We start from the raw sequence: 23,491 nt of genomic DNA on the forward strand, positions 1-23,491 counted from the left end.
AAGTATAATCTTAAGTCACTAACACTTAGCCAAGTAGCTCGGTGAGTTTAACGCTGTCCATGCCCCCCATGGCTGCTATTTGCGCCAAGAGCAGCTCGCCGCAGGCTAAGGCATCAATAAGCGCATTGTGGGCCGCATACACAGGCAATCCATAGCGAGCACGGCTTTTACCTAAACGCAAACTGCCTTCTTGCAGGTGCTCATGCTGTCTCAGCAGACGCTTTTTTTCCAGCAACAGGGTATCTATTGCAAGCAGCTGAGTCTTCTCACCTAGATAAGCCTGTATACCGGTTTGTAAAAAGGCGAGATCTAACGGTGCATGGTGAGCCACCAACACCTTGCCCTTAGTTTCAGCTAAAAACCAGGCCATGGCTTGCTCTGGCGATAATGCTGCATCTAAATGATTATCTAAGATGCCATGTATGGTTGCACTTTGACCGACACTGCCCTCAATCTGCACCAGCTTATGCTGAGCCTCCTTAAGCACCAGTTGCCCCTGACGTATAGGCACCAGGCCAATACTTAAGATCTGATCAAAATGTGCATTTAAGCCCGTCATCTCAAGATCGATAGCCAACAACTCGGCCTCATTGAGCGGCTTATCCAGGGTATCGAGCAGCGCCTGTTGATACGCCTTCAGCGTGGCATCTTTGGCCAACAAGGCTCGCCAGCAAAGCTGAGATTTTATTTTAAGCCCTGCAAACACCTAAAAGCTCCGAGTAAATTTAAGCTTTAGTCCCGACTGAGCGTCATGCACCACCTTGAATGCATCACGCAGCTGGTGACGCACCAAGGAGGAAAGCTGCTGGGGCATCAGATAATTGGTCAGCGGCTGATTATGGGTATATTGATACCCCTGATTAGACAGGCGCATATGAGCAATAAACTCATGCGCATCGGCAAGATTGAGGGCATCTTTGCGATTAATGATATTTTGCTCCATTAATAACCGAATGCGCTTGGCGGTGTTCACCTCACTGATCCCTGCTGACAGAGCATATACTCTGGCAATGTCGTTGATAAGCGCACTGCCCTTGTGCTTCAGATCGATCCCCTTCACCTCTTGTCCATCACGCTCCAAGACAAACTTCTTAAAGAAACCCAGTGGTGGCGAGACCTGCAAAGCATTAGTTGTCATGCCTGCCAAAAAGATATCGTTATCCTTGGTGGACGCCAGCACCTTAGATTGCAAGCCGTCAAACAGGCTAGATGGACCATAGACGCAGCGCATGTCAAAGAAGATGCTGGCATGCATCAAAGCCTTGGGCTCTGGACGCTCTACCCAGTTAGCAAACTTTTGCTGCCACTGAGTCAAGGTGAGCCGCCACTCTGGGTTTTGCGCCATGATATCCCCAGGGCAGTAGACATAGCCGCAGCGATCAAGCCCAGCACAAACCGCCTTGGTCAGGGCATCAAAATACCCCTGGGCATGTTCATCCATTTCGTGAGCCAGCAACAGACCATTGTCTTGATCCGAGCAAGCGGCCTGATCCTGGCGTCCTTGAGAGCCAAATGCCAACCAGCAAAATGGCATGGGTGCCTGGCCTAAGATCTGCTGATTGAGCACGATAAGGCGGCGCGTCAAGGCGTCGGTAACTGAGGTCAGTACCCGGCCTATCTCCTCGGCTCTGGCATCGGCACTAATGAGGTTTTGCAGTAGCAAAGGGATCTGTTTGGAAACATGTATCAGACTCTCGAGATCGTGCTGACGTTCTATCTCACCGATCAATAACAAGGGTTGGGAGCTCTGCCCTCTGAGTATATCTGTGCTGGTGATCACCCCGACGGCCTGTCCCTCGTCCATAATGGGAAGATGGTGAATATTGTGCTGACTCATCAATAGCATGGCCTCGAACACCAAAGCATTGGCACTCAAGGTAGTTGGCGACACTGTCATCGCCTGATGCACAGGCAAACTGCCATCTAACGATTCCGCCAACACCCGATTGCGTAGATCTCGGTCGGTCAAAATCCCCGCGAGCTTTTGGTTATCGATGATCAATACAGAGGAGACCCGATTGTCTCGCATTAGGCGGGCAGCATCGCTGACACTGGCATTGATATCCAAGCACAGCGGCTGCTTAGACATCAAACTGCTCACTCTGTTCGTTGAGCCCAGCTCCTTGGCCTTAAAGCGTCCCTGATGACGCAAACGCTTGGCGAACGCACGGTTAAAGAAACGATCAAACTCGCGACTCTCGCTTCTGAGCTGATTAAAGGTTTCGGGATCTAAGTGATACACCAGACCATCTTCGAGAATTTGTACACGGTTACTCACCGTCTCGCCCGAGAGCAGCGAAGGAAAACCGAAGAAGTCGCCGTCGCCGAGGCGGTCAATAAGATCACCGTCTTCGCCGCGCACCTCGAAGGCACCACTGCGCACGATATAAAGTTGAGGATGCTCCTCATCGAGGGGCACATAGACAGAGGAGCGGCTGTAATACCCCACTCTCAGCGCACGACAGCAGCGTTCTAAGGTATCGGCAGACAAACTGTCAAACGGCGTCAGCTGCCCCAGAAACTGGGTGATAGGTTGCAGTTCACTCTGATCCATATTCCCTCTCTAGCAATCACAGTTAACGTCGGCCTTTCGCCCGCCAACCTCTTTAGGCTATCGCCGTTTTATTCACTATAGCCTTAACAAACAGGCTCTTGCTATTCGACTAAAGGCCAGCGAATGGCTTAACGGCGCCGAGCCATGATAAAAAGATCCACATCACCTCGCTCGGGGTAGTCCTGACGATGGCAGCTGACTAATTCGAATCCAGCAAAGTTTAGCTGCTCAATGAGCCACTCGCCGCCGTGATAGTAGATGAACGCCTGATCGCCACTGCTGGAAGTTTGCAGATTAGAAGCGCTATAGTCTCCCTCCATGGTACTCAAATAGAGAAGGCCACCTTGCTTGAGTCTGCTAGCCATCGATTCAATTAAGGCTTTTGCCTCCTGCTGATTAAGGTAAGGCAAGCAAAATCCGCACACTATGGCGTCAAACATCTGGGTTAACTTATCGATCGCCAGACAATCCATCACCTCAAACTGAGCCGTAGGATTATTCTCCCTTGCCAGGCTGACCATCTGCGGCGCCAGGTCGGTTCCCAAATAGTCAAGCTTTGGACGACGCGCTAACAGATAGCGAGCAATGTTCCCTGGACCACAGGCAATCTCAAGCACTTTATCTCGCGCCCCCAGCATCTCACTCAACCGCTCATAGGTGGGTTCGTAAAGCGGCATCTGCATATACTTATCCTGATACTGGTGAGCCAGCTTATTAAAGGTCACTACGGATAATTGATAATGGCTCACGTCTCCCCCTTTAAATATTGACTACAAATCTTTGCGGCTAATCTTTTTTGCCGAATCTCTGAGACTGCCAGATAAGCAGCTATTAAATCAATAAGATATGAAATAAAAAAAGGGAGCGCATTGCGCTCCCCCAAATCATTCAGATGGGCAACTAGTGGTCGTGAGCCTCACCGGATCCCTTAGGGAAACGAATCGATTCAACCATATCCACCACATTCTGCGGTACTGCAGCAGTGACTTTACTCACGATAAAGGCCACAGCAAAGTTCACTATCATACCCAGCATACCTATGCCTTCAGGAGAGATACCAAACAACCAGTTTGCTGCGTTGTTATCGCCAGGGTTCACAAACTTGAAGTAGATAATGTAGCTCGCCGAGAACAGCAGACCAATCACCATACCAGCAATGGCACCCTCTTTATTCATGGTACGAGAGAAGATACCCATGATGATAGCCGGGAAGAGCGATGATGCAGCTAAACCGAAGGCTATCGCCACTACCGCGGCCACAAAGCCAGGAGGATTGATACCAAAGTAACCCGCCATCACGATACCCAGAGCCGCAGCTACACGGGCATAGAGCAATTCCTGTTTATCGGAAATATCCGGCATGAAGTTCTTCTTCAACAAGTCGTGTGAAACCGAGGTTGAGATCACCAGTAGCAGACCCGCAGAGGTTGATAGTGCCGCCGCCAAACCACCAGCTGCGACCAAAGCGATAACCCAGGCAGGAAGGTTAGCGATTTCTGGGGTAGCCAGTACCATGATGTCACGGTCAATCTTCATCTCATTGGTCTCGCCATTGGCATAGTAGATCTTGCCATCGGCATTCTTATCATCCCACTTAATCAGACCTGTCTTTTCCCAGTTTTTGATCCAGTCTGGTGCGGTTTCATAAGCAACACCCGTTGATTCAGGACCATTGATAGTCTCAATCATGTTAACGCGAGAGAAAGCAGACAGCGCAGGAATCGTAGTATACATAATAGCGATGAACACCAATGCCCAACCGGCTGATACGCGTGCATCTTTCACCTTAGGTACAGTGAAGAAACGTACAATGACGTGTGGCAGACCCGCTGTACCAAACATCAACGCACCGGTAATAAAGAAGACATCTATCATTCCCTTAGACCCCTCAGTGTACTGAGAGAAACCGAGCTGAGCCGATAAGCCATCGAGCTTTTCAAGCAAGTAGACACCCGTGCCGTTGCCCGCGGCATCCACCAATTCGGCGCCAAAACCTAACTGAGGCAGAATGTGACCTGTCATCATCACAGAGATGAAGATAGCCGGTACCATGAAAGCGAAGATCAGTACGCAGTATTGGGCCACCTGGGTGTAGGTAATACCTTTCATACCACCTAACACAGCGTAGAAGAAAACCACGGCCATACCTATGTATACACCGGTATCCACTTCCACTTCCAAGAAGCGAGAGAAGACCACGCCGACGCCGCGCATCTGACCAGCAATATAGGTGAAACAGATAAAGATGGCACAGATAACCGCTACGGTACGCGCCGCCTGAGAATAGTAACGATCACCAATAAAATCAGGCACAGTGAACTTACCAAATTTACGTAGGTAAGGTGCCATACAGAGGGCCAACAGCACATAGCCACCTGTCCAGCCCATCAGGTACACTGAACCGTCATAACCAACAAACGACACAATACCCGCCAACGAAATAAAGGACGCCGCCGACATCCAGTCCGCAGCCGTCGCCATACCATTCATAACAGGAGGTACACCACCGCCGGCAACATAAAATTCTTTAGTTGAACCGGCACGAGACCAGATCGCAATACCGATGTAGAGGGCAAAAGTGAAGCCCACTATCAAATAGGTTAAAGTTTGAACATCCATCTCATTGCTCCTTAGTCTTCATGAACATTATATTTTTTGTCCAACGCATTGGCTTTCGCCACGTAGACAAAAATCAGTGCAACGAATACATACATCGCCCCTTGCTGAGCAAACCAGAAGCCCAGTTTGAAGCCCATGAAATGGATCTCATTGAGTACATCAACCAATAAAATACCGCAGCCAAATGACACTGCAGCCCAAATTGCTAGCAGTCCAAGTACTAGACGTAAATTTTCACGCCAGTAACCTTCTGCCTTTTCGTTATTTTCAAAAGCCATTGCGACTCCCCTGTGCTGATTATTATTAAGTCATCAATTAATCTAGCAAGCACAGGGCTTAGGACAATCGCGACTTTGGTCTAACGCCAGCGTAAACTTTAAGTCTCAGCGAGGTTTTTTCCTTTAAAAACAAAAACATTAAAGTTGACGCACGCGTAAACCCATGTTTTTCATAGGCTTACAAACTAGACTAAGGTCGAAGAAAAATGTTAACGAATTGTACAAAAAAGCCGCTCAGAGGCGGCTTCAGGAGACAACATTCAACATGGCAATCAGGACTAATACCCTATTGAAGGGTCGCCAGATACGCCAGTAGCTCGGCCAACTCTTCTGGTGAGCGCTGCTTATTGGTCACCAGATATTTGCCGTTTACCAATAATGAGGGGACACCACGAATGCCCGACAGTTGCGCCTGGGTATCATAGTCAGCTATGGCAAGCTTGTTATCGACAGAGGCCAGCGCATTATCGATATCAGCCTTAGGTAACCCTTGAGCCACAAAGAACTGAATCAACTCCTCCTGACGCCTGAAGGCACCGTCTCCCTCATGGATCCGCTTAAACAGATTGCCGTGAGCCTGCTCGGTGACATGAAACTTCTTCGCCAGATAATAGGCTTTTTGACTCAATTGCCAACTCGCACGCCCACCAGCCACCGGTGTGCGCTCAAAGACAACTTGGTTATCCAGCTGCGCATTCAATTTAGCCACCGCTGAGGTGATCAGGCCATCCTGACGATAACAATGAGGGCAATTATAGGAGAAGAACTCACGCACTATAGGTTGATTGACCTCAGGGATCCCGGCAACCTTCACATAATCGACCCCTTCCACATATTGAGCGGCACTAACCTGCAAGGTTGCAAACGTCAGCAACATGAGACTCAAATGACGAAATAGCTTAACGACTTTTTTCATAACCAACTCTTCTTATTATCAAAAAACGTCTCTTCCTTGGCGTACCAAGGCCATTAATTTAAAACCTAAGTCCAATCACACAATGACACTCAGCGAAATCTAAACGCCTGCCTTAATCACAATGGGCTAGCATCTTTAGCGGATCATCATGACGATACAGGTAGTTTAGTTCCCTAGTAATAAGACCACCATCGACAATCTTGTCATCGCTTTGCATTGCATCGACAAAACTCGGACTCTCTAATCCCAATTGAGTGGCCGCCAGCGTATAAAACTCGGCCTTGGTGGGATGTTTGCTCGCAGACAAGTTATATGCAGGCGACAGCGACCCACTATGCTCAAGCAGCGCCAACACGGCGCCGACGCAATCATCCAAATGAACAAGATTAACGGCAAGGTTGCCACCAGATACATTTTGGCGCCCCGCTAAAAAGCGCCCTGGATGTCGTTTAGGACCGATAAGCCCGGCAAAGCGCAGGACAGTGCTGTTGTCACCGCTGAACATTCCTTCAGCCGCCAACAAGGTTTCACTGACAGCGTTAAAGGCCGCTGCATCATGCTCTGTACAGACGGAACCTGGCGCATATACCCCTGTGGTACTGATAAAGATAATACGTTGATAAGTGTATTTGCCCATCAGGGCCTTGAGGCGTGCAAGCCGGGTAAGATAGGCGTCATCTCCCCGGCGTAGCCCTGGAGGGACATTAATCACTATGGCATCGGTCGCTAAACCTGAAGCAATGGCTTCTTGGCTTACCAAGGAACGCTCATCACAGTCGAGATCCAGGGCAAACCCGGCGATCCCTTCATTGTTAAGGGCCTCGGCATCTTGTTCACTGCGTTTTGAACCCGAAACCTTGTACCCATGTTTAACTAGCGCCTTGGCTAAAGGCAATCCAAACCAGCCACAGCCGACTACGGCAACAGATGCTATCATCTTGAATTCTTTACGTTGAAACCAGGAGTATAAAATAACGCAATCTGACTATGGGGTGCCAGCAAAATAAAAACTAATGCCACTGTCTGCTTGCAGCACCCTAAGCGCTCCTTCGCTGAGTTCTTCGCGCTTAAGAACGTTCTCGACAAACACCTCCTCCTGGCTTAAAAAACGCAGGCCAGGTTCGCTGCCGTCTGGATGACAGGCCCAAACTTGAGGCTGTTTGACTGATTGGGTGGTCACCATCACCTTACCCACATCGCCATCACTTAAGCGTACTAAGGTACCGGGAGGATAGATCCCCAACAGTTTAACCAAAACGGCAATCAAGGTTTCTGAATGTTTACCGGCGTGGTTTTTGAACAGATAACCCAAGGCGACCTGCGGCGAGCGACTATCATCGGCCCACAGCTGACCATCATAGTCGTTTGCCAAGCTTACTAACTGAGTGGTGATAGGGATCTTCTTCTCGGTCAAGCCTTCAGGAAAACCTGAACCGTCGATAAACTCATGATGATGCAAAACAATATTCAAGACGGTTTTATTAAAAAGACCCGTCTTGTTGAGCATCTCATAGCCAAAGTTGGGGTGCATCTTAAGGAAATTGGCTTCAGACGTCGTTAATGGCGTCCTTTTACGCCGAATAGACTCAGGCACCTTTAGCTTGCCGATATCATGGAACAGACAACCCAGCGCAATATCACGCATATCAGACTTAGGCAGGTCCATGGCCCTGGCAATCATCAATGCCAGCACCGCCACAGAGATGCCATGTTGAGTCACGCTGTTATCGCTTTCGCCAGCACTGACCAGCGCCAGATTAACTTCTTTAAATTCCAGCATATGATCGAGCAAGTCTTCGACTAAGGCGGCGGCCTCTCGATAGGCACCTTCGGGATCGCTAGCGATCTTGCCAAAGGTGGAGCGACACTCATTCACACAATCAATAAAGCGCTTCTGGCTTAAACGCATCGATTTACGCACATTGCGTTTGGCTTCAAGAATAGGATCTATCACCTCTTCTGCGACTGGTCGCTGCTCATCGGCGTCCGTTTCACTCTCTTCCAGCAGCTCCTCACCCGACAACAAGATCACATAGGGCACCCCCAGACTTTTAATCAACTCAATCTGGGCCTCTTCCTCGATCTTGATGCGATTAAACAGGAAAGGATGGTTTTTCCAAGACAAGGGTAATTTAACAGTGATACCTGTTTGTAATTTTGAAAGGGGTAATTGTATGGGCTCAGCTCTAGCCACTCGCAGCAACTCCGTTGTATTTGACCCACATCACCCAGGGCACCTTCATCCGACATCAGGTACGGAAAGATCCCCTAAGAACATGAAAAGCAGCCTAACTTTAATAACATAACTATAGTCAATAGCAACTCAATTTGTACAATCTGTCATTAAATTGACCACTTACGCACAAATTGACACTTGGGCCAGTCACTGCATAACGAGCCCTTGGTTATAAGATATACACAAAAAATAAGATAAAAAGACTAGCTATTATTGTATACAATATTCAAATGATGTTAGTATGATCTCGTTCTTTAGAGATACGTAGCAACCCCGGATTATGTCTCTTTAAAGAGTGTTGCTGTCAATTGTCCTTAATATAAATCTTGTGGATTTGTTTTTTTTCATCTTGATTTATAAGGTATTTTGTAACATTCCTGTATCTTGGAGACTGGATTTTCTTTCGATAAGATATGTTTGGCGCTGCAATTTGCAGCGCCTTTTTTTCAACGGTTTACCGTTAATCCACCTGGTTTCGCCAGTCTTGCAGGTAGTATTTAAGGTGTTTCGACTTAGCAATATAGAGTAGGCTCCAGAAGAGAAACAACGCGTCTAGGCCAAAACTCCAGCTATAGAGAAAGTGATTATGAATAAGACGCTGCATGAGTAATCCACCGTCTACAAACAAAAGTAACAACAATAGAGGCTTTAGCTGGTTAAAGGCAGGCCTTAACCAGCTAGGCGAGCGCTTACGTTCGGCGATGACCAATCCATAGAGCAGTAGCGCACCAGCCCCCGCTGTCAGGGCCATCAAAAAATCAGACTTTTGCGGATAGATAAGTGCCACGAGTCCAGCGCGATCACTGGCTTGAGTGAGGGAGGCGATAAACACACACCAGCCCCGCGCAATAAAGGCCAGCATCAGATACAACATCAGTGGTGGCTTAAAGTGTCCGTTGTCGTCTAACCAGTTTATATGCCCAAAATTCAACTCTATCTCCCTCGTCTGTTTATCTCTATATGGCGATGAAGCCGCCAATTTCAACAGCAAAGGAATAATTAGTGAAAAAAACGCCATCAAAAGATGGCGTTTTCAGTGAGGGCTTACTCGCCCAAGATAGTTAACAGCTCGGCTTCATCGATCACCTTAACGCCCAGCTCCTGCGCCTTAGTTAACTTAGATCCCGCCGCCTCACCAGCCACCAAACAATCGGTATTCTTAGACACACTGCCAGCCACCTTGGCACCTAGTGCCTGCAACTTAGCTTTGGCATCGTTGCGATTGAGTTGGGTTAGCGTTCCGGTTAATACCCAGGTCTGGCCCTTAAGTGACAGCGACTCTTCGGCGACTTCCTCAATGGCAGGCCAATGCACGCCGGCCTCGATTAATCTGTCAATCACCTCTAGATTATGGGGTTGCTCGAAAAAGTGCACCAGATGCTGAGCAACAATTACACCGACATCGTCCACCTTCATGAAAGTTTCCGCATCGGCCTCCTTCAGTTTTTCCAAGGTTTTAAAATAGTTGGCTAAGTTTGCCGCGGTCGCCTCACCCACCTCTCGTATCCCCAAGGAATAGAGAAAACGCGCAAAAGTGGTACTTTTGGCCGCTTCCAGCGCATTGACTAAATTGGTAGCCGATTTCATGCCCATACGATCTAGCATGGTGATCGCCGAAGCCGTGAGTTTAAACAGATCAGCCGGGCTAGCCACCAGCTCCTTATCGATCAACTGCTCAACCACCTTATCGCCCATGCCATCGATATCTAACGCCTTACGCGAGGCAAAATGTTTGATTGCTTCTTTACGCTGTGCCTCACAGTAGAGACCACCGCTGCAACGAGCCACGGCCTCCCCTTCGATGCGCTCCACATCACTGCCGCACACAGGGCACTGAGACGGAAACTGAATATCCTGGGCGTCACTCGGGCGCTTTTCAGCGATCACAGCCACAATTTGCGGGATCACGTCACCGGCGCGGCGAATGATCACACTATCCCCTATCATCACCCCAAGGCGGGCGATTTCATCGGCATTATGCAAGGTAGCGTTCGACACAGTGACACCGCCGACAAACACAGGTTTTAAGCGGGCCACCGGGGTCACGGCGCCAGTGCGTCCCACCTGGAAGTCGACTCCTTCAAGCAGAGTGATCTCCTCCTGTGCCGGGAACTTAAAGGCGGTGGCCCAACGCGGTGCTTTAGCCACAAAACCTAAACTTTGTTGCTGCGCGATATCATTCACCTTAAGCACCACACCATCTATCTCGTAAGCGAGTTCGCTGCGGCGCGTCAGGATATCCTGATAGTAAGCCAGCATACTTGGGATATCTTCGCAGACCTTCACTTCGGCGCTGACCGGGAAACCCCACAGTTTGAGCTGCATCAGCTGTCCATAATGGCTAGTCTCCAAAGACCAAGTCTCAGGCTCTACGACTCCAAGGGCATAGGCATAGAAAGCTAAGGCTCGACTGGCAGTGATCTTACTGTCGAGCTGACGCAGGCTGCCAGCCGCGGCATTGCGCGGATTCACAAACAACTTCTCTCCGCGCTCGCGCGCCTTGTTGTTAACCGCCTCAAAGGCGGCCTTGGGCATAAAGACTTCACCGCGCACCTCAAGCAGTGGCGGAAAATCTGTCCCTCTTAATCTCAACGGCACAGATTTAATGGTGCGAACATTCTCGGTAATATCCTCGCCCACATTGCCATCACCTCGGGTTGCGGCGCGTTCAAACACCCCATCACGGTACAAGATACTGACCGCCAGGCCGTCGAGTTTAGGCTCACAACAAAATGCAGGCGTCTGTGGCAGCTTATCGTTAATCCGCTTATAGAAGGCGCTAAACTCCTCCTCACTAAAGACGTTATCCAGACTCAGCATAGGTTTAAGGTGAGTCACCTGATTAAATTTACTTAAGGCCTCACCGCCAACCCTTTGGGTTGGGGAGTCGGCAAGGGCGAACTCAGGATGCTCCGCCTCTAGAGTTTGCAGGCGACGCATGAGACGATCGTACTCAACGTCAGGGATAGACGGCGCATCATCGACATAGTAGCGGTAGTTGTGCTGATTAAGCTCGTCGGTTAACTGTTTAATCTCGTCTTGTATAGCTTGCATGGTTTCTTATCCGGTTTAAGCAAAGAGGCCGCTGATGCGGCCTCTATATTCAATTTCAGTTCGGGATCACATCTGCGCGCGAATGCGTTGCAGGTAAGACTGTTTGGTCTGCTCTGTCCACTCGCTACGGCCACCGTCGAGTACCTCGCCACCTAAATCGTCAGCGAGCTGATGGGCCGAGTTAAGCATGATAGAGAAGTTCATCAAAGGGTCGCCATAACATGGCAGCGTCATAAACAACACGATACCCTGAGTGGTAAACTGCTCCATCTCATCTGGGTTAAACACCCCAGGCTTAACCATGTTAGCCAATGAAAACAGCACCTTGCCTGTTCCCGCATTATCTTCATGACGATGAAAGATATCCATTTCGCCAAACTTAAAGTTAAGAGTCAGCAGGCTAGGCAATAGCTCTGCGCCATTAAGCGCTTCGCCCTCTTTGGCGACCACATGTAGCACTAGCACATCTTGGGGTTCACCCAATGGGGCATCTGCTTGTGGCTCGACTTCTGCTTGAGGCGCTGGCGCGACACTTGGTTCAGCGGGTTCGACAGGAGCAGGCTGCGGCGCTTGGCGCTGCGGTTCCCGCTTATGCTCGGTAACGGGATCTTCAAACAGTGAGGGTTGCGCGGGCCCTTGGCCTAAACCCAGCTCCATCTGCTCAAGTTTGGCATCAACTTCTTCATCAGCAGCAAGTCCGCTTGATAACACAGGCTCCTGGCGTTGACGTGGCGCCTTCTGCTTAGGCGCATCAGAAAGAGAGAAATCGCTGGTTCTATTGTCTTCCTCTTCCTGTTTTGTCCGTGCCCCTGCGGGTGTTGCCCGGCTGGTCGCGCTTGCCTTAGGGATCGCGCGCTCTTCACTGTTTGCCTTAACGACTCTAACAGGGCCTATTCCATCGGCGTCAAAACCTTCACTGTCACGTGTTTTTTCTGTGTAAAGCCCTGTCATGGGCGATTCTTTTAATGATTTAGGCTGTTGCCGTCTAATGGACCAAAAACCATGCACAAGTACCGCGATAATGGCTACCGCGCCTAACACGAATAATACCAGTTGCAAATTTTCCATTGATTACCCTGTTTTTCCCAAAATTATACTGCGTCGGCTAATGCGACCGCTTCATCGATATCAACGGCAACTATGCGTGAAACGCCAGGCTCATGCATAGTGACACCTATTAGTTGATCGGCCAATTCCATGGTGATCTTATTGTGACTAATATAAACAAATTGCACGCTTTGAGACATCTCTTTTACCAGTCGACAGAATCTGTCGACATTGGCGTCATCAAGCGGTGCATCTACCTCATCCAACATACAAAATGGCGCTGGATTTAGCCTAAAAATCGCAAATACCAATGATAAAGCGGTTAATGCTTTTTCTCCACCCGAAAGCAGGTGAATTGTACTATTCTTTTTACCCGGCGGTCTGGCCATGATGGTCACCCCGGTTTCCAACAGATCATCGTCGGTCAGGGCCAGGTAGGCACTGCCACCGCCAAAGACCTTAGGAAACAGCATACCGAGATCTTGGTTAACCTTATCGAAAGTCTCTTTAAAGCGAGTCTTGGTTTCCCGGTCAATCTTACGTATCGCCTCTTCCAGACTCCCCAGCGCCTTACTCAAGTCGGCATCCTGACTATCCAGATAAGCCTTACGTTGGCTCTGCTGTTCATACTCTTCGATGGCGGCCAGGTTAATGGCGCCAAGATGGTCAATCTGCGCCCGCGTGCGCTCGAGCGCCTTTTGACGCGTCGACAGACTCAGGCTCAGATCCAGCCCGGCTTCAACCTCGCTAACATCGACCTCTTGCTCCTTGAGCAGGGCTAACTGACTGTCAAGCTGACCTTTTATTCCCTCGCGACGTAACTTTAACGCGCTGATGGCTTGAGTCAAGTGCTCTAGCTTTCCAAGCTGTTGTTTTTGCTTGGCTCCTAGCTCATCTGCTTGAGTTTGCAGCTCTGCCTGACGACGCCGCAGCTCATCAAGCCCCAGCTGATTACGCTCTTGCTGTGCCAGGGCTTGGGCCAATTGCGCCGCCTTATCATCGGCAACACCTTGGCCCTCACCACTCTTTTTGCCCGCAAGCTGAGCCTGTAACTGCGCAAGAATCGCCGTTAACTCGACTATCTGCTGTTGCTGCTGCTCGCCCTGCTGGCGATTAAGGGCTATTTCGGTATTGATGGCTTGCAGCTGCTTTTGATGCTGAGCCAATTGCTGAGCCAGACTCTGACGTTCCTGCCCCAGGGTTTTATGTTGAGTGCGGCCATCAAGCAGACACTTCAACGCCTGTTCGGCATTTTGCTTAAGCAGCTGTAAACTGCGCTCATCCTCTTCAATGGTCTGCGCAAGTCGCTCAATAGCCTGCACTAAAACCTGCTCGCGCCCTTCTTGTTCGCTTAACTGCTCAGCAAGTTGCGCCTGGCGCTCTTCTTGCTGCGAGATACGCACCTGGGTCGCTTGCACCTGCGCCGCAAGGCGCTCTTTCTCTATCTGCACCCCTTGCAATGCCGTATTCAGCTGAGCGTGACGCTCTCGCGTATCAGCCAAAGCCTGGCGCACCTGCTCAAGCACAGCCTTTCGCTCTTCAATCGCCTCTATGCTGGCGGTAATGCTGTCACTCAATGCCTGATGCTCGGCTTTAAGCTGTACTAAGTTGCTACTCTGCGCAGCTTTTTGCAGCACGAAGCCGCGACCAAGCAGATAGCCCTCGGCGGTGACAATACGCTCATCATCGGCAAGCGTCGCCACCATGTCGCGAGCTTGGGCAAGGCTGTCAGCCCACTTAAGTCTGCTTAGCCAAGGTGACAGGTTGATCTGGCTGGACAAGCCGGTCCATGATTGCGGCTTGGCAAGTTGGAAGCCATTCTCTGTTGGCGCGACATCAATACTCTGAGTCAATAAACCATCGAGCACCAAATCAACCGCCTTCTCCCAACCTGGTGTCACTTCGATGGCCTGCCACAAGGCTCGACCAGTCACTGCGTCCTCCTTGGGCAACATGCGCTGCACCACATTCTGACGCCCTCGCTCTTCTGCCAACGACTGGGACAGCGCATCAATTTGTGTCTGAATTTGCCGCTGCTGCTCTACCTGTTCCGCTTGGGTGGCGAGGATCTGCTCTAGCTCAGCGCTGTGTTCATCGGCCTTATCCGATAACAGCTGACATTGGGAGGTTTGCAGCGCCAGGTTGGCGGTTTCATCGATCTGGGTCAATTGACTCAGCTGCGCCGAGCAGTTCTGACGCTGACTGGCCAGCAGATCGAGCGCGCTCTGCTGATGCTTAAGTTCCCCTTTGCTCAGTTCAAGACGTAACTGACACTGGTTAACCCTTTGCTTACTTTGGGTGTCATCGTCGATCAGTTGCTCAAGGGAGTGCTCGGCCTCAAGGAGCTGCTCGTCGAGCAACTCAAGTTGCTGCTGTATTTGGCTATGAACCTGCTGCGCGCTTAGCTGACGCTCGGCGAGGTTTTCTTTGGCATATACGAGCGCTTGAGACTGCGCCTGTAGTAATGAGAGCTTATTGGTTTCCTGCTCGATACGCTGCTTAAGATGGGCATCTTGTTGCTGGCGATGCTTGATCTCCTGCTCGAGCTTAGTGATCTGATTAGCATTGAGATAAAACGTCTCAACCTGATGCTGTTCCTGGCGCTCGAGGTCATCGAGTTGTAACTGGAGTTCTGTCAGGCTGCGGGCCAACGATTGACCACTGGCATCGACTTCACTCTGGGTCAGGAGTTTTGCATCAATCTCTTTGGATAATTTTTCCGCCTGAGTGCTCAGCTCAAGATACTTGCAGACCTCAAGCTCAGCCTGCTGCTGACGCTCTGTCTGTTTTAACGCTCGGTACTGTCTGGCGGACTCTGCCTGCTCCGCCAACTTATCAATTTGACGGCCCAGCTCCTGACGTATATCCCCCAGACGCTCTAAATTTTCACGGGTGTGGCGAATGCGGTTTTCGGTTTCTCTGCGCCGCTCTTTATAACGGGATATACCGGCGGCCTCTTCGATAAAGACCCTAAGCTCTTGGGGTTTGGATTCGATTAGACGGGAGATAGTGCCCTGCTCAATAATAGCGTAACTTCTCGGTCCAAGGCCGGTGCCCATAAAGAGATCGGTGATATCCTTTCGTCGACACTTCTGCCCATTAAGAAAATAGCTGGAATCCCCGTCACGGCTAACTTGACGTTTTACGGCGATCGCCTGATAGCTGGCATATTGGCCACCCAGTCGCCCCAGGTGATTGTCAAAGTAAAGCTCAACACTAGCCACTGAAATCGGACGTCTTGCAGAAGATCCATTGAAAATGACATCGGCCATGGAGTCGCCGCGAAGATGCTTGGCAGAACTCTCTCCGAGCACCCAGCGCACCGCATCGATAACATTTGACTTACCACAGCCATTAGGGCCAATGATAGCTGTAAGCGGTTGGTTAAAGGGGATTTTAGTAACATCAACAAACGACTTAAATCCAGCAAGTTTTATCTGTGTGAGTCTCATTGTGCCAGTTAGGTCGTCTTTTGCGTGCGCTTACGGCGCCACTGTTATTATTGGTTGTCACTTTATCAAAGCATGCCGCATTTTGTAACGTTTTTTATCCCTGCCGACGTGATTTCGGCCTTGTTTTTAAAATGGGGCTGACACACAATCCCTGTTAAGCAAGATCTATGGATATTCAGATAAGACTATGAATCAAAAAGCAAGCAAACCCGGTAAAAGCGGCGTTAACTATTTTCTGGACGGCTTTCGGCTGATCAAACAGCCAGGTTTAAGACGCTTTGTCTTCATTCCCCTCAGCGTTAACCTGATATTGTTCTCCACGGTGATCTACTTTGCCATAGGTCAGCTGGAACAGGTATTTCAGTGGATCAATGGTCAACTGCCCGATTACCTCAGTTGGCTCAACTTTCTCCTTTGGCCCTTGGCAGTGCTGACCCTGTTAGTTGTGCTCTCCTTTGTCTTTAGCTCTGTGATGAACTGGATAGCGGCGCCTTTCAATGGTCTGTTAGCGGAAAAGGTCGAGCAACATTTGACTGGCAAAGATCTCAATACCGGCGGCACCATCGACCTGATCAAAGATCTGCCCCGCATACTGGGACGAGAATGGATCAAGCTTAAATACTACCTTCCCAGAGCCATACTATTTCTTATCCTGTTCTGGGTGCCCCTTATCGGTCAAACGGCCGCGCCCGTACTCTGGTTTCTATTCAGCGCCTGGATGATGGCCATTCAGTACTGTGATTATCCCTTCGATAACCACAAGGTGCCTTTTAATGATATGAAGTTTGCCCTCAATCAAACCAAGGGCAGCAGCTTTAGCTTCGGCGCCGCCGTCACCCTGTTTTCGATGATCCCCATTATTAACTTTATCGTGATGCCGGTAGCGATTTGCGGCGCGACCTCCATGTGGGTAGATAAGTATCGCGATGCCTATCGCAACGTTCAAATCGCCCCCGATTAAAGAAGAGTTATCTAAGGAAGGTGCGAACAAGTCGTAGCACAGCAAGCACGGGACTTATTCGCACCTTCCCTAAATAGCAAAAAGCCAGCTCATTTTTTGCCGCTGGCTTTTTTCACAGAAATCGACCTTGCTATATCTGCTAAGTCTCTATACACACCAAGTTCCGCCCCGATTCTTTAGCGTGATAAAGTGCCTTATCTGCATTGTGTAATAAGTCATCTAACCCCAAACTAGTCAACTCAGCCAGCCCTATACTAGCGGTAATAGTCAATTCTCCTGCCGAGGTTGATATTGGACTTGACGCCAAATGAGCTCTAAATTTGTCTAGTAACGCAAACGCTTTACTACTATCTAGCCCCTTAAACGCCACCACGAACTCTTCTCCGCCAAAACGCGCTACTACAAAACGTTCACCGAAAAAATGCTTTAACATGTCTGCAAATCCGACTAACACCTCATCGCCAACGTCATGACCATAACTATCATTAACCCGTTTAAAGTGATCGATATCCATCAACCCCAGAGAAAATGCCGTCTGTTTCAACACCAGTTGCTCGATCTTTTCTTCAAACAAGTTAAAAAAATAGCGACGGTTATATACGGAGGTTAAATAATCGAGGTTAGCCTGCTCCCATAACTTTCGCACCATATCTAGTCCATCTAAGGTGTTAAGTACACGGCAATGAAACTCTTCATGAACAAATGGCTTCGTTAAAAAATCATTCGCACCATTTTTTATAAATCGAGCCGAAAGACTCTGATCATCATCACTTGATAAACCTATGATAGCCAGCTCTTCTCGACTATATTGCTCTCTGGCTTTTAGAATCAGTTCGAAACCATCTAATCCTGGCATATTGTAATCAGTGATTAACAACTGTATCCCTTCTTGACTGCGTAATAAGGCTAATGCTGATAAACCATCATCGGCCTCAATCACCTGATAAAGATGCTGCTCTAACAAACCACGAATAAATTTTCGACTTACCACTGAATCATCAGCCACCAAGACTTTAACTCGTTGATTACGATGCAATCTCTCAACTAAACGAACAGCATATTCGTAGCTAAAACGGTTTTCTTTAAGAATGTAATCAACAATGCCCAATTGCAACAAGCGCTTACGTTGCGTGGCATCCAAACTTCCTGTCAGCACTATACATGGGATATTTAATGCTAATACGTGCTTAACAATCTCACCTTCCTGAGCGTCAGGTAAGTGTAAATCTGTGATTGCGACAAAATAATCATGCTCTTTTATCAAACGTTTTGCGCTGTCGAAATCTTCGGCAAAATCAACTTCGCAATTAAGTGTAAGCTTGATGAGATGACGCAAAATACGATTAACAACCTTGCTGTCTTCTACAACTAATATCCGCATCTTTATTCCTTTTTCGCTATAAGGCTATGACGCAACTGACTTTACCTTCGTTGTGTAATTATACATCTCAACTAAACCATATTTTTTCGTTGTTTCACACTTTTATCGTACGATCATTTAAGCTGTCGTTCTTCCCATTCTGCTATTACTGAATTTATCTATGGTCTTGGTCTCGCGATTTCGACAAATCAATCACCACAGTCTCGGAGATCTTATCTTGAATCGCCTGACGGTTGGCATCCCAGAATATCTGCAAGAATCCCAGCAAGCCTGTAGCAAAACCAGCACCATAGCCACCATAACGCCCAAAGGCATCCCATAAGGAGATAGCCGAAGCGTCCAGCGGTATTACCCGGATATTCAACAACTTCTTGCCCAAGGTCTGACCGTCGAACCAAGCGGTAAAAACCGTAAAGTAAAAGGCGGCCCATCCAAAGCCTAATCCAAGATCATTTAAAATGCCTTTTGCCCACTCAAGCAAACTATAAGGAGATGGCTTGTCATCATCCATTTGATCAGGGTCGACAACCAGAGAGTTAAGCTTCTCGCTAGCCTCCTGATGGTGAGACTCGGCGTCTGACCTAACATCCTGGGAGACTTCTTGGCCGCTGCCGTCAAGATTTCCATCTGTGACAACTGTCGCTTTGGCATCAACTTGGCTATTGGGGTACGCCTGCTCCACACGATGCATCAACACATCTTTGTCCTGAGCGGGTATGGACAGCTCCTTGATCAGCTGAGATAAAAGCGCCTTTTTTTCGCTATCGGGTGCTTGTAACGGGTCGAGTTTGGCCAAGAGCTGCGTCAGCTTCTCATCGGCGCAGCTGGCCTCTTCACACAAACTGAGCGCCAAGATCTGTGGCATCAGCTTCAATGTACTCACAGAGTCCACCTGAAGAACGTTCGGCTGAGCCGTTTTCTGCTCACCATTCCCTTCGCCGTAAGAGATGATATTGTCACTGGTCACCCAGATGGTCATCACGAGCATAGAGAAATAAAGCGCCCATTTAAGTGCTTTACCCAATTGGTGACTACGACGCTCAATCACTAAGGTTAAGCCAACCAGCAAGATAAACAACGCCCCAGCCTGCTCCGCCAATACACTGACTAATAACGCATCGATTAACATGGCAAGACCGCGCTTTAACGGTGAAGCCAAAGGTGTATAGAGCACCTCAGGTGCGACATAAAAGGCAAAAGGGGTGACAATCGTTTTAGGATCTTTGTTTTTAGGCCCTTTCAATTTAGGCGTTTGAGAGTTCGCAGAGCGATCCTCGGGGCTCGGCACATTCGTCCCACCAATCCTGTCGTTAATGCTGCTCACTCATCCGCTCCCTGCAATTTATGCTGATTATTTTAGCTAGCTGACTTGATACATTTTGTTAAATTATCAATAGGATCCCCATTAGGCTAGCCCCTTCAGCGATGTAATTATGATATAAGTGACAGCTTTTATAACAGAAAGGAATAACGAAGATGAAACTATCATTTCTAATGCGCCCAAAGCGCACTATGATTTAGCTGTATACATTAAGGAGCAAGTAATCCATGAGTAAAATTTTCGAAGACAATTCATATACCATAGGTAATACACCTCTTGTTCGCCTAAATCGCGTCAGCAAAGGCAAAGTGCTCGCCAAAGTTGAAGCGCGTAACCCAAGCTTCAGCGTTAAATGTCGTATCGGCGCAAATATGATTTGGGACGCCGAAAAGAAAGGCTTGCTCACTAAAGATAAAGAATTGATCGAGCCAACATCAGGTAACACCGGCATCGCACTGGCTTATGTCGCGGCGGCCCGTGGCTACAAGCTGACCCTGACCATGCCTAACACCATGAGCCTTGAACGTCGCAAGCTGCTTAAGGCACTTGGCGCAAACCTAGTGTTGACTGAAGGCGCAAAAGGCATGAAAGGCGCCATCGACAAGGCCGAAGAGCTGCGTCAATCTGCTCCTGAGAAATACCTGATCCTAGGTCAATTCGATAACCCAGCAAACCCAGAGATCCACGAGAAGACCACAGGTCCAGAGATCTGGAATGATACCGATGGCGAAGTCGATGTCGTAGTTGCTGGTGTTGGTACAGGCGGTACCATTACCGGTATCAGCCGTTACATCAAGCAAACTCAAGGCAAGGCGATCACCTCTGTAGCAGTTGAACCTGCCGACTCTCCAGTAATCGGCCAAACCCTAGCAGGACAAGCGATACAACCTGGTCCACATAAAATCCAGGGGATTGGTGCCGGCTTCATTCCAGGTAACCTGGATCTCGAAATGGTTGATCGCGTCGAAGCGGTAACTAACGAGGAAGCCATTGAGATGGCTCAGCGCCTAATGAAAGAGGAAGGTATCCTGGTCGGTATCTCTTCGGGTGCAGCGGTTGTTGCTGCAAACCGTATCGCCGAGCTACCTGAATTTGAAGGGAAGAATATCGTAGTTATCCTGCCATCGGCAGCAGAGCGTTACCTTTCATCAGTACTGTTCCAGGGCCAATTTGGCGACGCGGAAAACGTGCAGTAATCACTTTCAGTAAATGATGGTGATACCACTAAGACCCCGATCGTTATCGGGGTCTTTTATTTTATGGCACTCAATATCTTATCGATACAGGCACCAACTGTGTTACGCAGAAAATCTGGCTCCAGTCGACGGCTTATCACGCTCTGATACTCCATCCAACGAATCAATCCCAAGAGTTGATGGGCATCGGCGTTCGGCGTTTGCGAACCTAATGCCGCAAAAAAACGCTCTATGGTCTGAATGAAACCATTGTCGAGCAGTTGAATCGCCTCGGCGAGCACAGGGTTACGCAGCGCCTCTTCATGAAACGCCACTTCAAGGATACGATCTTCCCTATGGCTCACCTGTTCTTGAATATGCGCGCAGAGAAAATCTGTCAGATATACCGAAAGCTGTGAAACGCACATCTCCTGACTGCCCGCTTCAACCGTCTCAAGCAACTCAAAACTCTTTTGCTCAAGCGTATTGTTCATCCAAAGCGTCTTTTCGGCAAAATAGGTTAATGCATCGCTGATCAGATCTTTAATATCTTTAAAGTAATAAGTCGTAGATGCCAATGGCACCTCGGCCTCGGCAGCCACGGCGCGGTGACGAACGCCTCGAATGCCTTCCCTCACGATCAACCTTAAAGTCGCCTCTAAAATCGCAATACGTCTGGCCTCACCATCGACTCTATGAGTTGTGCGGCCAACATAGCTAAGCGGTTGTTGCATTGAACTATCCTTTAGGGTCCATCCCCTGGCTAAGCGATAAACTATGTTAGCATTTGTATCGACGATTCACCTAGCCTCACCCTACCCGTTGTACAAGGCGATTGAAAAGCCCGCACTTTCATCTTGTTAAACGCACATTTCGCGAGCCAGGTCGCCAATTTAACACTGACTTGATGTCGTCACTTTGATATCAGGCTAGAGTGAACAACATTTCACTCAAACCAGAGTCAGGACTCGGATGGATTTCTACCGCTCGCCAAAACAGATCTCAGCATTTAACGCCAAGTTTGAAGCACAGAAAATTGCCTTCGCCCCCATCACCTTTCAAGTTGCCCGCTGCCTGCTTAAATACGAGGTATTGGCTTATATTGACCAACATGCTGAAAATGATCGTCAGATGATTGCCACTCATTGTTCATTATCTGAATACGCCATCGGCGTGCTACTTGATATGGCGCTCAGCATGGGCCTGATTTGGCAAGACATTAAGGGTTATCACCTGGATAAGATAGGTCATTTTCTATTGCACGATGAGATGTCGAGGGTCAATCTCAACTTCAGTCATGATGTCTGTTACCAAGGTATGTTTGAACTAGACCAGGCATTAGAGACAGGGCAAGCAACTGGCCTTAAGGTATTTGGTGACTGGCAAACCATCTATCCAGGATTAAGCCAGCTGCCAGACAATGCCAAGAAAAGTTGGTTTGAGTTTGATCACTTCTATTCAGATCATGCCTTTAGTGCCATCTTACCTATGATCTTTCAGGGCCAACCTAAGACCATTGTGGATATTGGAGGCAACACTGGAAAATGGGCATTGGCCTGTACCCAATATGATGCTGATGTCAAAGTGACCATCATGGATCTGCCAGGACAGCTTAAGGTCGCGATGGAAAATGCCAAGGCACAAGGCGTTGACGATCGTGTCCATGGCTTTGAGTGCGATCTGTTAAACGCAGATACCCCCTTCTACTCTGGTGGCGATCTCTACTGGATGAGTCAATTCTTGGATTGCTTTTCACAAGAGCAAATACTCGCTATTTTAACATTAGCGAGAGAGCACATGGCGCCCCATAGCGAACTCTGTATCTTAGAGACCTTCTGGGACAGACAACCCTGTGAGGCCGGTGCCTATTGTGTCAATGCCACCTCGCTCTACTTTACGGCGATGGCCAACGGCAACAGCCGTATGTATCACTCCAAAGATCTCCTCAAACTGATCTCATTGGCGGGTCTCTATGTCGATGAAGATATAGACGAGATTGGCTTGGGCCATACACTACTGCGTTGCCGAAGAAAACCATAACTCGTTCTATAGACACCTATACTGCTATCAACATCTAACTCGACATACTCTACAGCAACACAGAATAAACGAGGCCAAGCAAACGCTGGCCTCTATTGACCACAAGCTCAACCATATTAACGTGTCAACGAACCGTCGTTGGTCAATACCCTTAGCCTTTTTTACCTCTTCTGAATACAACCCCCACCAGAAAACCACTCACAACAACATACCCATAACAAATACAATCTAACACTTCATAATAACTGCTAATTAGTTGGCACTAATAACCCAAAAATTAATCAAAACCTATAACATTAGTATTAATTAAAAAGGAGTACAAAAAACAGAGTTAACAATAAAGCAACAAAAACAATAGGGAAAATCGACAGGACTTTGGTCACAAACAAATCATTTCCACAATATTTTTCATAATTTTTGCATTTTTTTTAAATAACAAATGACACACCAATAAAAC

The 23,491-nt window shown here is 48.5% G+C and carries 18 protein-coding genes; 3 read left to right on the forward strand and 15 right to left on the reverse strand.

Going from position 1 to position 23,491, the window contains the following annotated elements; all coding sequences use genetic code 11:
* Nucleotides 1-25 precede the first annotated feature (25 nt).
* The 12 genes from NY07_RS15085 to NY07_RS15140 form a co-directional block, all read right to left on the reverse strand.
* Nucleotides 26-706: an exonuclease domain-containing protein gene (locus NY07_RS15085; protein ID WP_033540188.1), complete on the reverse strand. Its 681-nt coding sequence runs from the start codon at nt 704-706 to the stop codon at nt 26-28.
* The gene (locus NY07_RS15090; RefSeq protein ID WP_033540189.1) at nt 707-2,554 is read right to left on the reverse strand and encodes a DUF294 nucleotidyltransferase-like domain-containing protein; all 1,848 of its coding nucleotides are present in this window, start codon (nt 2,552-2,554) and stop codon (nt 707-709) included.
* A gap of 128 nt (nt 2,555-2,682) precedes the next feature.
* Complete coding sequence (locus tag NY07_RS15095; RefSeq protein WP_033540190.1) at nt 2,683-3,303, reverse strand: class I SAM-dependent methyltransferase; 621 nt, start codon at nt 3,301-3,303, stop codon at nt 2,683-2,685.
* Nucleotides 3,304-3,454: 151 nt separating this feature from the next.
* Complete coding sequence (locus NY07_RS15100) at nt 3,455-5,173, reverse strand: sodium:solute symporter family protein (protein ID WP_033540191.1); 1,719 nt, start codon at nt 5,171-5,173, stop codon at nt 3,455-3,457.
* An 11-nt stretch (nt 5,174-5,184) separates the two neighbouring features.
* Nucleotides 5,185-5,451 carry a DUF4212 domain-containing protein gene (locus tag NY07_RS15105; RefSeq protein ID WP_011866169.1) on the reverse strand — a complete coding sequence of 89 codons (267 nt, stop codon included), beginning with the start codon at nt 5,449-5,451 and terminating at the stop codon, nt 5,185-5,187.
* A gap of 286 nt (nt 5,452-5,737) precedes the next feature.
* Complete coding sequence (locus NY07_RS15110; protein WP_033540192.1) at nt 5,738-6,367, reverse strand: thiol:disulfide interchange protein DsbA/DsbL; 630 nt, start codon at nt 6,365-6,367, stop codon at nt 5,738-5,740.
* A gap of 112 nt (nt 6,368-6,479) precedes the next feature.
* Nucleotides 6,480-7,304: an SDR family oxidoreductase gene (locus tag NY07_RS15115; protein WP_033540193.1), complete on the reverse strand. Its 825-nt coding sequence runs from the start codon at nt 7,302-7,304 to the stop codon at nt 6,480-6,482.
* Between the two features lie 48 nt (nt 7,305-7,352).
* Nucleotides 7,353-8,561, reverse strand: a complete 1,209-nt coding sequence (locus tag NY07_RS15120) for an HD-GYP domain-containing protein (RefSeq protein ID WP_033540194.1) — start codon at nt 8,559-8,561, stop codon at nt 7,353-7,355.
* Between the two features lie 502 nt (nt 8,562-9,063).
* Nucleotides 9,064-9,534 (reverse strand): DUF2919 domain-containing protein, encoded by a 471-nt coding sequence (locus tag NY07_RS15125; protein ID WP_033540195.1) that lies wholly within the window; start codon nt 9,532-9,534, stop codon nt 9,064-9,066.
* A 113-nt stretch (nt 9,535-9,647) separates the two neighbouring features.
* Nucleotides 9,648-11,657: an NAD-dependent DNA ligase LigA gene (gene ligA, locus NY07_RS15130; RefSeq protein ID WP_033540196.1), complete on the reverse strand. Its 2,010-nt coding sequence runs from the start codon at nt 11,655-11,657 to the stop codon at nt 9,648-9,650.
* A 66-nt stretch (nt 11,658-11,723) separates the two neighbouring features.
* Nucleotides 11,724-12,725: a cell division protein ZipA gene (zipA, locus tag NY07_RS15135; RefSeq protein ID WP_033540197.1), complete on the reverse strand. Its 1,002-nt coding sequence runs from the start codon at nt 12,723-12,725 to the stop codon at nt 11,724-11,726.
* 23 nt (nt 12,726-12,748) lie between these two features.
* The gene (locus tag NY07_RS15140) at nt 12,749-16,156 is read right to left on the reverse strand and encodes a chromosome segregation protein SMC (RefSeq protein WP_033540198.1); all 3,408 of its coding nucleotides are present in this window, start codon (nt 16,154-16,156) and stop codon (nt 12,749-12,751) included.
* A gap of 187 nt (nt 16,157-16,343) precedes the next feature.
* Between NY07_RS15140 and cysZ the strand changes: the two genes are divergently transcribed.
* Nucleotides 16,344-17,117, forward strand: a complete 774-nt coding sequence (cysZ, locus tag NY07_RS15145; protein ID WP_033540199.1) for a sulfate transporter CysZ — start codon at nt 16,344-16,346, stop codon at nt 17,115-17,117.
* Nucleotides 17,118-17,256: 139 nt separating this feature from the next.
* Here cysZ and NY07_RS15150 read toward each other — a convergent pair whose 3' ends face one another.
* Entirely contained in the window at nt 17,257-18,498 is a 1,242-nt protein-coding gene (locus NY07_RS15150; protein ID WP_033540200.1) for a response regulator, read from the reverse strand.
* Nucleotides 18,499-18,652: 154 nt separating this feature from the next.
* Nucleotides 18,653-19,741, reverse strand: a complete 1,089-nt coding sequence (locus tag NY07_RS15155; protein ID WP_033540238.1) for an RDD family protein — start codon at nt 19,739-19,741, stop codon at nt 18,653-18,655.
* 305 nt (nt 19,742-20,046) lie between these two features.
* On the opposite strand from NY07_RS15155, the gene cysK reads away from it, so the two are divergent.
* Nucleotides 20,047-21,015 (forward strand): cysteine synthase A, encoded by a 969-nt coding sequence (cysK, locus tag NY07_RS15160; protein ID WP_033540201.1) that lies wholly within the window; start codon nt 20,047-20,049, stop codon nt 21,013-21,015.
* A 56-nt stretch (nt 21,016-21,071) separates the two neighbouring features.
* On the opposite strand, the gene NY07_RS15165 is transcribed toward cysK, so the two are convergent.
* Nucleotides 21,072-21,728: a TetR/AcrR family transcriptional regulator gene (locus NY07_RS15165; RefSeq protein ID WP_033540202.1), complete on the reverse strand. Its 657-nt coding sequence runs from the start codon at nt 21,726-21,728 to the stop codon at nt 21,072-21,074.
* Nucleotides 21,729-21,966: 238 nt separating this feature from the next.
* On the opposite strand from NY07_RS15165, the gene NY07_RS15170 reads away from it, so the two are divergent.
* Nucleotides 21,967-23,034, forward strand: coding sequence for a class I SAM-dependent methyltransferase (locus NY07_RS15170; RefSeq protein WP_033540203.1), 1,068 nt, complete (start codon nt 21,967-21,969; stop codon nt 23,032-23,034).
* Nucleotides 23,035-23,491 lie beyond the last annotated feature (457 nt).

The organism is Shewanella sp. ECSMB14101 (assembly GCF_000773485.1).
GTDB classification, from domain to species: Bacteria; Pseudomonadota; Gammaproteobacteria; order Enterobacterales; family Shewanellaceae; genus Shewanella; species Shewanella marisflavi.

Bases quoted from the DNA above. Each gene is read 5' to 3' on its own strand.
- NY07_RS15090 (WP_033540189.1), bottom strand. From the start codon at position 2,554: ATGGATCAGAGTGAACTGCAACCTATCACCCAGTTTCTGGGGCAGCTG.
- NY07_RS15100 (WP_033540191.1), bottom strand. From the start codon at position 5,173: ATGGATGTTCAAACTTTAACCTATTTGATAGTGGGCTTCACTTTTGCC.
- NY07_RS15105 (WP_011866169.1), bottom strand. From the start codon at position 5,451: ATGGCTTTTGAAAATAACGAAAAGGCAGAAGGTTACTGGCGTGAAAAT.
- NY07_RS15110 (WP_033540192.1), bottom strand. From the start codon at position 6,367: ATGAAAAAAGTCGTTAAGCTATTTCGTCATTTGAGTCTCATGTTGCTG.
- NY07_RS15115 (WP_033540193.1), bottom strand. From the start codon at position 7,304: ATGATAGCATCTGTTGCCGTAGTCGGCTGTGGCTGGTTTGGATTGCCT.
- ligA (WP_033540196.1), bottom strand. From the start codon at position 11,657: ATGCAAGCTATACAAGACGAGATTAAACAGTTAACCGACGAGCTTAAT.
- zipA (WP_033540197.1), bottom strand. From the start codon at position 12,725: ATGGAAAATTTGCAACTGGTATTATTCGTGTTAGGCGCGGTAGCCATT.
- NY07_RS15140 (WP_033540198.1), bottom strand. From the start codon at position 16,156: ATGAGACTCACACAGATAAAACTTGCTGGATTTAAGTCGTTTGTTGAT.
- cysZ (WP_033540199.1), top strand. From the start codon at position 16,344: ATGAATCAAAAAGCAAGCAAACCCGGTAAAAGCGGCGTTAACTATTTT.
- NY07_RS15150 (WP_033540200.1), bottom strand. From the start codon at position 18,498: ATGCGGATATTAGTTGTAGAAGACAGCAAGGTTGTTAATCGTATTTTG.
- cysK (WP_033540201.1), top strand. From the start codon at position 20,047: ATGAGTAAAATTTTCGAAGACAATTCATATACCATAGGTAATACACCT.
- NY07_RS15165 (WP_033540202.1), bottom strand. From the start codon at position 21,728: ATGCAACAACCGCTTAGCTATGTTGGCCGCACAACTCATAGAGTCGAT.
- NY07_RS15170 (WP_033540203.1), top strand. From the start codon at position 21,967: ATGGATTTCTACCGCTCGCCAAAACAGATCTCAGCATTTAACGCCAAG.